The organism is Kaistia defluvii (genome assembly GCF_040548815.1).
Taxonomy (GTDB): domain Bacteria; phylum Pseudomonadota; class Alphaproteobacteria; order Rhizobiales; family Kaistiaceae; genus Kaistia; species Kaistia defluvii_A.
Genome location: NZ_JBEPSM010000001.1, coordinates 1,823,856 through 1,836,238 on the forward strand (window position 1 = coordinate 1,823,856; position 12,383 = coordinate 1,836,238).

Annotated in this window: 10 protein-coding genes; 5 read left to right on the top strand and 5 right to left on the bottom strand. The window is 66.1% G+C overall.

Features of this window, described 5'->3' with window-relative positions; all coding sequences use genetic code 11:
* Positions 1 to 15 precede the first annotated feature (15 nt).
* Positions 16 to 2,559 carry a cell cycle histidine kinase CckA gene (gene cckA / locus ABIE08_RS08670; protein WP_354550305.1) on the bottom strand — a complete coding sequence of 848 codons (2,544 nt, stop codon included), beginning with the start codon at positions 2,557 to 2,559 and terminating at the stop codon, positions 16 to 18.
* Positions 2,560 to 3,087: 528 nt separating this feature from the next.
* On the opposite strand from cckA, the gene ABIE08_RS08675 reads away from it, so the two are divergent.
* Positions 3,088 to 4,437, top strand: a complete 1,350-nt coding sequence (locus ABIE08_RS08675) for a flagellar biosynthetic protein FliO (protein ID WP_354550308.1) — start codon at positions 3,088 to 3,090, stop codon at positions 4,435 to 4,437.
* Between the two features lie 129 nt (positions 4,438 to 4,566).
* On the opposite strand, the gene dksA is transcribed toward ABIE08_RS08675, so the two are convergent.
* The gene (dksA, locus tag ABIE08_RS08680) at positions 4,567 to 4,983 is read right to left on the bottom strand and encodes an RNA polymerase-binding protein DksA (RefSeq protein WP_354550310.1); all 417 of its coding nucleotides are present in this window, start codon (positions 4,981 to 4,983) and stop codon (positions 4,567 to 4,569) included.
* A 373-nt stretch (positions 4,984 to 5,356) separates the two neighbouring features.
* Between dksA and ABIE08_RS08685 the strand changes: the two genes are divergently transcribed.
* From ABIE08_RS08685 to ABIE08_RS08700, 4 genes are all read left to right on the top strand, one after another.
* Positions 5,357 to 5,833 carry a hypothetical protein gene (locus ABIE08_RS08685; protein WP_354550312.1) on the top strand — a complete coding sequence of 159 codons (477 nt, stop codon included), beginning with the start codon at positions 5,357 to 5,359 and terminating at the stop codon, positions 5,831 to 5,833.
* Between the two features lie 148 nt (positions 5,834 to 5,981).
* On the top strand, positions 5,982 to 6,527 hold the full coding sequence (locus ABIE08_RS08690; RefSeq protein ID WP_354550314.1) for a SixA phosphatase family protein: 546 nt from the start codon (positions 5,982 to 5,984) through the stop codon (positions 6,525 to 6,527).
* 97 nt (positions 6,528 to 6,624) lie between these two features.
* Positions 6,625 to 8,088 carry a YcjX family protein gene (locus ABIE08_RS08695; protein WP_354550316.1) on the top strand — a complete coding sequence of 488 codons (1,464 nt, stop codon included), beginning with the start codon at positions 6,625 to 6,627 and terminating at the stop codon, positions 8,086 to 8,088.
* Positions 8,085 to 9,107, top strand: a complete 1,023-nt coding sequence (locus ABIE08_RS08700) for a YcjF family protein (RefSeq protein WP_354550318.1) — start codon at positions 8,085 to 8,087, stop codon at positions 9,105 to 9,107. The genes ABIE08_RS08695 and ABIE08_RS08700 overlap by 4 nt, the downstream gene beginning before the upstream one ends.
* 620 nt (positions 9,108 to 9,727) lie before the next feature.
* On the opposite strand, the gene ABIE08_RS08705 is transcribed toward ABIE08_RS08700, so the two are convergent.
* The 3 genes from ABIE08_RS08705 to ABIE08_RS08715 all read right to left on the bottom strand — a co-directional run bounded on the left by ABIE08_RS08705 (position 9,728) and on the right by ABIE08_RS08715 (position 11,807).
* A complete protein-coding gene (locus ABIE08_RS08705; RefSeq protein WP_354550320.1) occupies positions 9,728 to 10,240 on the bottom strand; it encodes a cupin domain-containing protein in 513 nt (170 codons plus the stop codon).
* Between the two features lie 90 nt (positions 10,241 to 10,330).
* Positions 10,331 to 11,359: an NAD(P)/FAD-dependent oxidoreductase gene (locus ABIE08_RS08710; protein ID WP_354550322.1), complete on the bottom strand. Its 1,029-nt coding sequence runs from the start codon at positions 11,357 to 11,359 to the stop codon at positions 10,331 to 10,333.
* 127 nt (positions 11,360 to 11,486) lie between these two features.
* Positions 11,487 to 11,807: a 2Fe-2S iron-sulfur cluster-binding protein gene (locus ABIE08_RS08715; RefSeq protein ID WP_266329487.1), complete on the bottom strand. Its 321-nt coding sequence runs from the start codon at positions 11,805 to 11,807 to the stop codon at positions 11,487 to 11,489.
* Between the last annotated feature and the right edge of the window lie 576 nt (positions 11,808 to 12,383).

Sequence of the window (12,383 nt, forward strand, 5' to 3'; positions counted from 1 at the left end):
CGCTCACCGCTGGGCCTACTGGCCGAGCGTTTCCTTGACGGCGGTCGCCAGCTGCTTGAGCGAGAATGGCTTCGGCAGGAAGTTGAAGGTCTCGCCATCCGGCAGGTTCTTGGCGAAGGCGTCCTCGGCATAGCCGGAAACGAAGATGATCTTCAGCCCCGGACGCTCCTTGCGCAGCTCGCGAAGCAGCGACGGGCCATCGAGTTCCGGCATGACGACGTCGGAGACGACGAGATCGATCGTGCCGCCGGTCTCGCGCATGATCTCCAGCGCCTCGATGCCGGAGGCCGCCTCGTGCACGGTGTAGCCGCGCGAGGCGAGCGCCCGGGCGGCGAAGGCGCGCACGGCCTCCTCATCCTCGACCAGAAGAATACTGGCGCTGCCGGTGAGATCGGCGATCTCCGGCGCCTTCTCGGCGATGATCTCGGGCTTCGCCGAGACGAGCGGAACATGGCGCGGCACGAAGATACGGAAGGTCGTGCCGACATCCGTCTCGCTGTCGAAGAAGATATGCGCGCCGGTCTGCTTGACGATGCCGTACACCGTCGAGAGGCCGAGGCCGGTGCCCTTGCCGACATCCTTGGTTGAGAAGAACGGCTCGAAAATCTTCGACTGCACCTCGACGGGGATGCCGGTGCCGGTATCCGCCACTTCGATCAGCACGTAGTCGGCCGGCGGCAGCGGCTTGTAGCTGAACTCCGCTACCTCTTCCGGCGTGACGTTGCGCGTACGGATGGTCAGCGTGCCGCCCTTCGGCATGGCGTCGCGCGCATTGACGGCGAGGTTGATGACGACCTGCTCGAACTGGTTGAGGTCGGCCTTGATCGGCCAGACATCGCGGCCATGCACCAGTTGCAGCTTGACCTTCTCGCCGAGCAGACGCTCCAGCAGGATCGAGAGATCGGACAGCACGTCGCCCATCGCCAGCACCTGCGGGCGCAGCGTCTGGCGGCGCGAGAAGGCCAGCAGCTGGCGGACGAGTCCGGCCGCGCGGTTGGCGTTCTGCTTGATGTTCATGATGTCCTGGAAGGACGGGTCGCTCGGCCGATGGTTGGCCAGCAGCAGGTCGGAGAAGCCGATGATCGCGGTGAGCACGTTGTTGAAGTCATGCGCGACGCCGCCGGCCAGCTGGCCGATCGCCTGCATCTTCTGGCTCTGCGCGAATTGCAGCTCCAGCGCCCGCTGCTCGGTCGTCTCCAACGCGTAGACGGTGGCAATCTCGCGCTCGTTCGCGTCCTCGTCGACGGCCGTCACGTAGAAGCGCACGCTGCGCTCGCCATGGCCGAGAATGGTGGTGTCGACGGGCGGGATTTCGCTGCGGCCGCCGGCCGCACTTTCCAGCGCTGCCTCCAGCGCCGGGCGCTCGCTCTCGGCAATCACGTCGATCAGGCGGGCGCGGCTGCCACCATCCGACTTGATCGGCCCGAACAGGCGGGCGAAGGGCGCGTTGGTGCGGCCGATCCGACCGGACTTGTCGATCGAGGCGATCGCGAAGGGGGTATGGTTGAAGAAGCGGGTGAAGCGCACTTCCGCCGCGCGCAACGCCTCGGACGTCTCCTCGCCGGGGCCGCGATTGAGCACGATGGTCCGGGTCGCGCCCGGTGCGCCGTCGCCGGCGAAGGGCACGCGATGCAGCAGACGCACCGGCAGGCTCTGGCCGTTCTGCTTGACGAGATCGAGATCGATCGTCTGCGGCCGCATCTCGCCGGAATTCTCGCGGTCGACCGAGAGCAGCGCCGCGCCGTCACCGCGCACGATGTCGCCGAGCGTGAGGGCGCCGGCCTTGAAATAGGTCAGGTCGATGCCGAGCCAGTCGGCGAGCGTCGCGTTGAGATAGACGATGCGGCCATCCGGCTCGGCCGAGAAGAAACCGGCCGGCGCATGGTCGAGATAGTCGATGGCGTGCTGCAGGTCCTGGAAGACGGTTTCCTGCTGGGCGCGGTCATGGGTCACGTCGGCGACCTGCCAGGCGGTCAGCAGGCGGCCGTCATCCTTGCCGGCATTCACCGGGCGGACGCGGATGCGATACCAGCGCGGCGTGCCGTTGGCAGGCCCCGCCAGCGGGCTCGGCATGCGCACTTCCTCGACGGCGGCGCGACCTTCGCGGATCGATTGCGACAGGCGGTAGATCGCCTCGCTCGCTGCCTGGTCGCCGGAGAAGACGCGCTCGACGACGCGGACATCCTTGCCCTCGTCGGCGCCGACCAGATCGGCATAGGCGGCATTGGCATAGAGAATGCGGCTGTCCCGATCGGTGATGACCAAGCCTTCGGCCATGCTGTCGATGAAGCCGCGGCCGAGATCGTCGCGCGGCGAGCGGCCGGTGAAGCGCATCAGCCCGATGGCCGCAGCGAACAGCGTGAAGACGCCGACCACGGCGAGCAGTCCGAGCAGCGCGAAGATGAAGGGCTCCGCCGCCTGGGGCGGCAGCAGGGCAAAGGCGAGCGCAGCGCCGACCAGGCAGCAGGCAAGCACGAGCAGTCGCCCGATCCCGCCGGGGCGATCCGACCGATCGACCAGCGCGCGGCGATGCGTTTTCTGGTTGCTGTCGTCGGTCATGCCGTCACGCGGCTCGACTTGTGCGGCATGAACCCCTGCACCCCGGTCTGCCCCATCTGTTCATAGATCCTTGCGAACGCTTGTTGACCGCGAAGAATCGCTGTTCGCTTCTAACAGGCAGAATGCGGAGGATCGCTTGTTAATTCAACGCGGACCGGCGGAAATCGGCGCAGGACGGTAGGCTCTCCCCTGGAGAGGGAGCCTCTCCCTGCGCCCGCAGGATCGAGAATCACCGGCGACATGAAGCCGGCTGAGCCCTGACAAGGCCACTTTTCCCGGAACAATGACGCCTTCAACGCGCATGGACATGCGAATCCACTGGATTCTGCCACAGCCATGGTCAATGAATTCTTAACGGCGCCAAGGGATTGTTGGCGACGGCTGGTGTTGCCGGGCCTTTCCAGGCCTAGCGCCCGGCAAAGACGTCGAATAAGCAAGGAATCGAGCCGAGACGCCTGATGGCGCCGGTTTGATCCGTTTCATGGCCTGCATGCGGGCAGCACCGGAATCGGAAGTCGGGAGAGTAAGATGCACGATTATCTGGCGCCAATGTTCGGCGACACAGGCGCGACCATTGCCCAGTTCGTGATCACGCTCGTCGTGGTTCTCCTGGTCATCCTGGTGGTCTTCTGGCTGATCCGCCTGTTCACCAATGGCAGCCTCGGCGCCAACCCGGCGCGCGGCCGCCAGCCGCGGCTCGCCGTGCTGGACGCCCTGCCGCTCGACCAGCGCCGCCGGCTGATCCTGGTGCGCCGCGACAATGTCGAGCACCTGATCCTGATCGGTGGCCCGAGCGACGTGGTCGTCGAGCCCGGCATCCAGCGCCCGCAGCAGCAGACGCGCCGTCTCGAGCCCTTGCGCCAGGAGCCGATCCGGCAGGAACCGATCCGTCCGGATCCGATCCGCCAGGAGCCGCAGCGTCCCGAGCCGGTTCCGGCCCGCGCCGAGCCCGCCCCGGCGCGCCCGATGCCGCAGACCGCCCGCGCCGTGCCGCCCGTCGCGGAAGCTGCCGCGCGCCCGGCGGAATCGCGCCGCCCCGATCTGGCGCAGCCGGCCGACATTCAGCCGGCCGAAGCGCCCTTGCCCGCCGAGGCGTCCGCTCGCCGTCCGGCTGCGGTTTTCGAAGAGGAATCGGAATCGATCGAGGAGCGCGTGACGGAGACGGACTTCGCGCCGACCGAGCCCGAAGCCAGCTTCGAGCCCGCGCCCCAGCCGCAGCGCGCCGCCCCGCCGGCTCCCTCTACCCCGCCGCAGCGCCCGGCGCCCGAGCCGCGCACCGGCCGGGGCTTCCCGAGCTTCCTGTCCGGCAATCGTCCGCGCCACACGCCGACCACCGTCGAGATCCCGCCGGAATCGGTTCCCGTGCCGCGCCCGATGCCGGCGGCGTCGCCCTCCGAGCCGAATGAAGGTCGTCCGACCGGCCAGCGTCCCCGCCCCTACGATCCGCGCCCGCTGCTCGGCTCGCAGCAGACGCCGGTAGCCCCCAACGCCGCGCCGGCGCCTTCCGTCGACCCGGCCCGCGCCGCACCGCGCCGTCCGATCATTCCGCCCGCGCCTCCGGTGATCTCAGATGCCGATCCCTTCGCGGGAATGGAGGACGAGGCCGACCGCCTGGCGCGCTTCGAGCCCATCTTCGATCTGGGGCCGGACTCGGCCAGCGCCGACGACGCGCATCTCTATGGTGCGCCGCCCCGCTCCTCCGCTCCTTCGGTCGAGCCGCCGCAGCCGGAAGACGCCCCGGTGGCGATCGCCGAGGACTTCATCGAAGCGCCGCAGCCGGAATCGCCCGCACCCTCCGAGGTCTCGTCGTCGGTCGGCGATCTCGAGAAGGAAATGGCGCGCCTGCTGGGCGAGATTTCCAACGCTCGCAAGAGCTAAGCGAGGCCTGGGCCTCGGTTCGCCAGGGCGAACCGTCGGCACCTGCGTGGCTCTCCCAACGCTGATGCAACAAAAAGGGCGCGGAACCATGGTTCCGCGCCCTTTTCAATTCTTCGAAGGACGATCGCGCTATTCGTCGCGATAGACGCGCTCGCGCCGCTCATGGCGCTCCTGTGCCTCGATCGACAGCGTTGCGATCGGCCGGGCGTCGAGACGCTTGAGGCTGATCGGTTCGCCGGTTTCCTCGCAGTAGCCGTAGCTGCCATCATCGATCCGCTGCAGGGCGGCATCGATCTTGGCGATCAGCTTGCGCTGACGATCGCGGGCCCTGAGTTCGATCGCGCGATCCGTCTCCGACGACGCACGGTCGGCGAGATCCGGATGGTTTACGTTTTCGTCCTGCAAATGCTGAAGGGTTTCCCGGGACTCCCGGAGAATATCGTCTTTCCAGGCGAGGAGCTTCTTGCGGAAGTACTCCCTTTGCCGCTCGTTCATGAAGGGTTCGGCTTCCGAAGGCCGATACGCTTCAAGGGTATCTAGCGTCATGAATGACCCCTTGTCGATGGCATTTCGGCGCGGAATATAGCGATGCGTCTTGCCTAGGACAACCGCCCGCGAGCGGGATTATGAGACTCCCGAAAAAAGCACTTTCGAAGCCGGCTATGACGGCCGCCGAAGTTTTGGGTATCTCTTCAACCCATTGAATATACTTGAAATACTCATGCCGCCGCCAAACCGGAAAATGGCCTTGTTGCGGCGCAACAGGCCGGCGACGACCGTGACATTGCCGCAACGGAAGGTAAAACTTCGTTAATATTACCAATGTTTGAATGGGCTTTGCGGCCAGAGCTGCCGGTCTCGCTTCCGAGCGGGAGGCCTACCGTTCCGCGTCCGCTGCGCTCGACCAGGGAAAATCTCGGTGACTGAAGCTCGATCCCAGCACGCCCACCGCAGGCCCTCGTCGGAGCCGGCACCCGAAGCCGGGAACCCCGACGCCGCCACCACGCTCACCGGCATCGAGGCGACCATGGACGCCCTCCTGCAGCTGATCGAAGCAGAGGCCGAGCTGCTGCGCGCAGGCAAGATCTTCGCCGCGCGCGAACTGGGCCAGCGCAAGAGCTACTACGCCAAGCGCTACATGGACGAACTCGCCGTGCTGGGCGCGATCGGCCAGAGCCTGGAAGACCTCGATCCGGGCCAGGTCGCCCGGCTGCGCCAGCGGCATGAGGAGTTCCGCTCGGTGCTGCAGATCAACCTTGCCGCCTTGGCGACCGCCCGCGCCGTTTCCGACAGCGCGCTCCAGGCCGTGGTCGACAATTCGCGCAATGTCCGCCGTCCCGAGCCTTATAATGGGGAAGTGCGCCCCAATCCGCGCTTCGCCCGCAACGCGGGCTGACGCCACTCCCCCTGCCGATCGGCGCCCCGTCTCCCTTCGGCGCCGGATTGAGTTCGCAAGCAAGCCATGACAGCGTATTCATCAGAACGCGCGCGGCTGCCTCGATTGAGGTAGAATTCGCGGCCGAACCGGGAACGAAACGACCAACATGCGTCTTCTTCTGCTCCGCCACGCCAAGTCCGCCTGGGATGTCGCCGGCCTCGCCGATTTCGATCGACCGCTGGCCCCTCGCGGACGGCGCGCGGCCACGATGATCGGCGAGCATCTCGCGGCCCACCGCCTGATCCCGGACCGCATCCTCTGCTCTTCCGCCCGGCGCACGCGCGAGACGCTGATGGGGCTGATGCCGATGATCTCGACCGATCTGGAGATCCGCATCACGCGCGGGCTCTACGAAGTCGGCGCCGACGCCTATATCGACACGATCGGCGCGCTGGGCGGCAATGCGCGCAACCTCATGATGATCGGCCACAACCCGACCATGCAGGACACCGCCATCGAACTGATCGGCAACGGCAATCCCGCGCTGCGCGAGGAGATCGCCGACAAGTTCCCGACCGCCGGCCTCGCGGTGATCGACTTCGACATTCACAAATGGTCGGAACTCCGGCCCCGGACCGGCCGCGTCGTCGCCTTCTTCCGCCCGCGCGAGCTGGAGCTGGTCGGCTCCGAACCGATCGCCGACGACGAATAGATCTTTTGCCGCCCGCCGGCCGTGCCTACATGGGACAGCGGCCGGCTGTTCGGCCGAGACGCGAGCGGCCGCACTCCTCCGGCCAGGAACGGGACCCTTGAAGCTGACCACGCTGACCGACGAAGCGCGCCTCGCGCTCGCAACGCTTGGAGATCGCGCGGCGGATCTCGTCTCGCCGACCGTCCGCCTGGGGGTCACGGGGCTGGCGCGCGCCGGCAAGACGGTCTTCATCACGGCGCTGGTGCACAATCTCGTCCATGGCGGCCGCCTGCCGCTGTTCCGCGCCTATTCGACGGGCCGCGTTACCGGTGCCAGGCTGGAGCCGCAGCCCGACGACGACGTGCCGCGCTTCGATTACGAGGATCACGTCCGCGCCCTGGTCGACCAGCGCATCTGGCCGGATTCGACCTACCGGATCAGCGAATTGCGGCTGACCATCGCCTACGAATCCGCGTCCTATTTCAAGCACCGCTTCGGGCCCGGCAAGCTCAACCTCGACATCGTCGACTATCCCGGCGAGTGGCTGCTCGATCTCCCCCTGCTCGCCAAGGACTACGCCACCTGGTCGCGCGAGGCGCTCGGCATGGCCCGCAGCCCGGCTCGAATGGCCGCCGCCGCCCCTTGGCTGGCGCGGCTCGAGACTATCGACCCCGCGGCAGCAGAGGACGAGGCCGTGGCGCGCGAGCTGGCGGCGCTGTTCACCGGCTATCTGCGCGCCTGCCGCGCCGATGAAAACGCCATGTCGACCCTGCCGCCCGGCCGCTTCCTGATGCCGGGCGATCTCGAGGGCTCGCCGGCGCTGACCTTCTCGCCTCTCCCCGAGCGGGAGGCCGCCCTGCCCCCCGGCTCGCTCGGCCGTATGATGGCGCGCCGCTACGAGGCCTATAAGTCCGTGGTGGTAAAACCCTTCTTCCGCGATCACTTCGCCCGTCTCGACCGGCAGATCGTGCTGGTCGACGCGCTGAACGCGCTGAATGCCGGCCCCGCCGCCGTGGCCGATCTCGGCGCTGCGCTGACCGAGATCCTCGGCTGCTACCGGCCCGGCTCCGGCTCGTGGCTGGGCGGGCTGATGACCCGCCGTATCGACCGCATCCTGATCGGCGCCACCAAGGCCGACCACCTGCATCACGCCGACCATGACCGGCTCGAAGCGATCCTGTCGCGCCTGCTGGCGCCGGCGATCGAACGGGCCTCTGCCGCCGGCGCGCGCGTCGAGGTGGCGGCGCTCGCCTCGGTCCGCGCGACCCGCGAGGGCGTGGTCATCCAGGACTCGGAAAAGTTGCCGTCGATTATCGGAACGCCGCTCGCCGGCGAGACGATCGATGGCGAGACGTTCGACGGCAAAAGCGAAATCGCGTTCTTTCCCGGCGACTTGCCGAACAATCCTGATTCAGTTCTTTCAGGTGCTGACTCAACTTCTGAACTGGGCCAGACCTCGCTGCGCTTCGTCCGTTTCCGCCCGCCCGCGCTGGAGCGGACGGCGGAGGGCATCACCCTGTCGCTGCCGCATATCCGCCTCGACCGGGCTCTGGAATTCCTGATCGGAGACCGGCTGTCATGACCGACATTCCGCGCAAGCCGACCGCGTTCCGCCTCGACCGCATCCGCGTCGTCGACGATCCCGATATCGCGCATCGGCCCGGCGACCGGCCGGTGGTGATCGCCGAGCCGGAGGAACTGGAACTGCCGGTTCCCGTCCTGCCGAAGCCGCGCCGCGGCCCGCGCTGGGCCAACATCCTCGTCTCCGCGCTCGGCATCCTGCTGTCGCTCGGCATCGGCCTCGCCGTCGACCAGCTGATCCGCGATCTGTTCCAGCGCGCCGAATGGCTTGGCTGGTTCGCGCTGGCGGTTGCCGCCATCGGCGGGGTGGCACTGGTCGCCCTCGCCTTCCGCGAGATCGGCGGGCTCCTGCGGCTGCGGCGGATCACGAGGATTCGCGAGGCGGCCGAAGATGCCGCCCGGCGCGACGACCGCATCGCCGCCCGCGCCTCGGTGCGCGACCTGACGGAGCTCTATGGCGAGCGCCCGGACACGGCGCATGGCCGCGCCGCGCTGGCGCAGCACGCCGCCGAGATCATCGACGGACGCGATCTGATCGGCCTCTCCGAGCAGGAACTGCTCCGCCCGCTCGACATCGCCGCGCAGACGCTGGTGCTGTCCGCTGCCAAGCGGGTGACGCTGGTGACGGCGATCTCGCCGCGCGCCCTGGTCGACCTGCTGTTCGTGCTGGTGACGGCGCTGCGGCTGATCCGCCAGCTCGGCCAGCTCTATGGCGGCCGGCCCGGCACGCTCGGCTTCCTGCGCCTCGCCCGCACCGTCATCGCCCATCTCGCCGTCACCGGCGGCATGGCGGCGGGCGACTCGCTGGTGCAGCAGATTCTTGGCCACGGCATCGCCGCCCGCCTTTCGGCGCGGCTTGGCGAGGGAGTGATCAACGGCATTTTGACGGCGCGCGTTGGCATCGCCGCGATCGACGTCTGCCGCCCCCTGCCCTTCATCGCCGAGAAGCCACCGGCCATGGCGGATTTCATCGCGGAACTGACCAAGATCGGCGGCAAGGGCGGAAAGAAGACGGACTGACAGGGAAACTGCATCGATTGACAATGCAATAGAGTTGATACTACCCATGCTAACGCAGGGAAAGGATCAATGAAAACAGAGTATACCTCGATTATTGCTCGTCGACGCGCACTGCGTATTGATGGCTACAAGACACTAGCCGATGTCGGATTTGATGGAGACTGGGTTACACCGTACCAGATTTCGTCCCGGTCTATGGATGGACCCGTTCTCGTTGCGCTACATTGGCTTGACGCTGAATCCATCCAATTGCATCGAGCGACACTGGAGCGATTGGGCTACTTGCCCGGCATCCGCTTCAATCGAACGTTAGATCTTGCCCTTGAAGCAGTCGGCATGACGCGATCATCCCTCTACATGACGCAAGCATTTCACCTAATACCTCGATTGCGCTCTGAGAGTATTCCTCGTTGGGCCATGGATGAGTCGTTCCAATCCGTTACGGCTCACGAACTAGCCGGGCGGCGGGTTATCACTTTAGGCGATCAGGCCAGTCTGCTCTGTGCAAGGCATGGAATTGCACATACCCCCTCGCCTCACCCTAGCAGAAGGGGCTACTCAAACGCCGAGAATGGACGTGAGCTTGCACGAGCCTTGGCTTAAATTGTTGGATTGAACCCCTACCCTTGCGCCCAATGGGTGCGCAGCGGGCCTTCGGCGCCGCGGATCGGGTCCTGGCCTGGCATCTCGAGCGCACGGATCCTGGCCCGGACCGCCACGCCGTCAACGACGTCGTCGTCACGGATCAGATCCCAGCGCTGGCCGACGGGATAGGCGCCGACGACCAACAGGTCGGGGCTGGAACTGAGGCGCTTGTGCCCAACACCGGCCGGAATGAGCACGGCATCGCCGGCCGCGAGTTCCATAGCCTTGCCGGTTTCGCCGCCAAGCTGGACGGTCACCGTCCCCGAAGCGATGCCGAGCACTTCATGCGCGGTCGAATGGTAGTGATGGAACGGATACATGCCGTTCCGCCAGGTGCCGCCCCAACCATGCGACGCGAACAGGCGCTCGAAGGCGGAGGCGCGGTCGGTGCCGTCCTCCGTCAGCGCCTGCCGATAGAGGATCAGCGGCAGGGACGGGTTGTTGGGGATGTCGCCGGCATCGGCGAATTCATGCGTGCTGGATTTCATCGTCGTCTCCGACTCTGGATCATCGGAAAACGGGCCGAGCCGCCCGGAGTTCCGGCCCGGCGCTGTCGCCGGGCCATCGGGCGCGCCCGGTCAGGCGACGCCGAGCTTCTTCTGCAGGCTGGTCGACGAGGTCGTGTACTGGAACAGGATCTTCTTGTCCGGGAACACGATCCGGCTCGCGGCCTGCGCCATCAGCGCCGCCTCGTGGAACCCGGACAGGATCAGCTTCAGCTTGCCGGGATACCAGTTGATGTCGCCGATCGAGAAGATGCCCGGCTCCGAGGTCTGGAACTTCTCGGTGTCGACCTTGATCAGGTTCTCATGCAGGTTGAGGCCCCAATTGGCGATCGGGCCGAGCTTCATCGTCAGGCCGAAAAAGGGCAGCAGGCGCGTCGTCGGCAACTTATGCTCGTTGTCGTCATTGTCGGCGATGACGGCGTGCGTGATCTGACCATCGGCACCCTCGAGCCCAGTGACCTGGCCGAACATCAGCTTCATCTCGCCCGCCTCGACCAGCGCGCGCATCTTGTTGACGCTATCGGGCGCGGCGCGGAAAGCGTCGCGGCGGTGCATCAGCGTGACGCTGCGGGCAATCGGCTGCAGGTTCAGCGTCCAGTCGAGCGCGGAATCGCCGCCGCCGACGATCAGGATGTCATGGTCGCGGAATGCTTCCATCTTGCGGACGGAATAGAAGACCGACTTGCCTTCGAAATTCTCGATCGCGGGCACCGGCGGGCGCTTGGGCTGGAACGAGCCGCCGCCGGCCGCGATCACCACGACCTTGGTGAGAAACACCTTGTCGGCATCGGTGGTGACGCGGAACGAACCGTCTTCCAGCCGCTCGATGCCGTTCACCTGCTCGCCGAGATGGAAGGTCGGATCGAACGGCTTGATCTGCGCCATCAGGTTTTCGGTCAGGCCGTCGCCGGTGATGATCGGAAACGCTGGAATGTCGTAGATCGGCTTTTCGGGATAGAGCTCGGCGCACTGGCCGCCGGGCTTTTCCAGGATATCGATCAGGTGGCAGCGAACGTCCAGCAGGCCCAGTTCGAAGACGGCAAACAGTCCGACAGGTCCAGCGCCGACGATGACGACATCGGCTTCGATGGTTTCGCTCATGATCATACCGTTAAAATAGTGAATGCGCGCGACGTTTAACCGCTGCGCGCACTGCTGCAAAGGATCAAAGTTCCGCGCAAACGCCTCCAGCGAGCAAAACCAACCTCACTCGCGGCCCAGCCGAGGCTTAGCCCTGGCGCTCGGGGATCCGGACGATCAGTCCGTCCAGCTCGGGCTTGACGCGGATCTGGCAGGAGAGACGCGAATTCGGCTGCACGTCCTGGGCGAAGTCGAGCATGTCCTCTTCCATCGCCTCCGGCTCGCCTGTTATCGCGACCCAAGCTTCATCGACATAGACATGGCAGGTGGCGCAGGCGCAGGCGCCGCCGCATTCCGCCTCGATGCCGGGCACCGCGTTGCGCACGGCGTTCTCCATGACGGTGGAGCCGTCACGGGCTTCAATCTCGTAGGGCGTACCGTCAAAGGCGATATAGGTGATCTTGGCCATGGCATCCGCGACGCTGCAAAAGACCGCCCCCTATAGGCGATATGCCGCTTGCGTGCCAAGGCCTGTGCGCGGCCGCGCCCGCGACCGATTGGTACTCCGGCCCTGGCGGCAGGGGCGCTGCCGACCCGATGCGAGAAATCCGATGCGATGGTTAACGATCGATCGCCGGTCCGGCGCCCTCGAATCTCCAAGCGAAATCGCGGTGCCGCGCAGACTTTCCGTTTCGTCATATGGGCGTCGGATGGTCTAGAACGCAATCGGCGACCGAAAAGGCTGCAACCGCGATCCCGAATATTTCGCGTCTGTTGAAGAGCCGCCCTGAAAGAGCCAATTCGACAGGCGGACCGCCGCGAAAAACACGTCACGGCCGGCAAGGCGCAAAGATGATCGAGATCCAATACAACCTGTGCGGGCTAAATCGCCGTTCAACCGGTTGCGACGTCTTTCCGTTTGGACACAACTGCTCCCGCCGGTCTCGCGAGGAGCCGGGACGCACGCCGTCAATACCTTGTTAACAAATTGCGACCGAAAGCCGTACTTTCTTGTACCCCTGCCCCTAATGTGCCAAAAGGTGGG

Excerpts from the sequence above, each read along its gene's own strand:
- ABIE08_RS08710 (WP_354550322.1), bottom strand. The coding sequence starts at position 11,359 with ATGAGCGAAACCATCGAAGCCGATGTCGTCATCGTCGGCGCTGGACCT.
- ABIE08_RS08705 (WP_354550320.1), bottom strand. The coding sequence starts at position 10,240 with ATGAAATCCAGCACGCATGAATTCGCCGATGCCGGCGACATCCCCAAC.
- ABIE08_RS08690 (WP_354550314.1), top strand. The coding sequence starts at position 5,982 with ATGCGTCTTCTTCTGCTCCGCCACGCCAAGTCCGCCTGGGATGTCGCC.
- ABIE08_RS08675 (WP_354550308.1), top strand. The coding sequence starts at position 3,088 with ATGCACGATTATCTGGCGCCAATGTTCGGCGACACAGGCGCGACCATT.
- ABIE08_RS08700 (WP_354550318.1), top strand. The coding sequence starts at position 8,085 with ATGACCGACATTCCGCGCAAGCCGACCGCGTTCCGCCTCGACCGCATC.
- cckA (WP_354550305.1), bottom strand. The coding sequence starts at position 2,559 with ATGACCGACGACAGCAACCAGAAAACGCATCGCCGCGCGCTGGTCGAT.
- dksA (WP_354550310.1), bottom strand. The coding sequence starts at position 4,983 with ATGACGCTAGATACCCTTGAAGCGTATCGGCCTTCGGAAGCCGAACCC.
- ABIE08_RS08715 (WP_266329487.1), bottom strand. The coding sequence starts at position 11,807 with ATGGCCAAGATCACCTATATCGCCTTTGACGGTACGCCCTACGAGATT.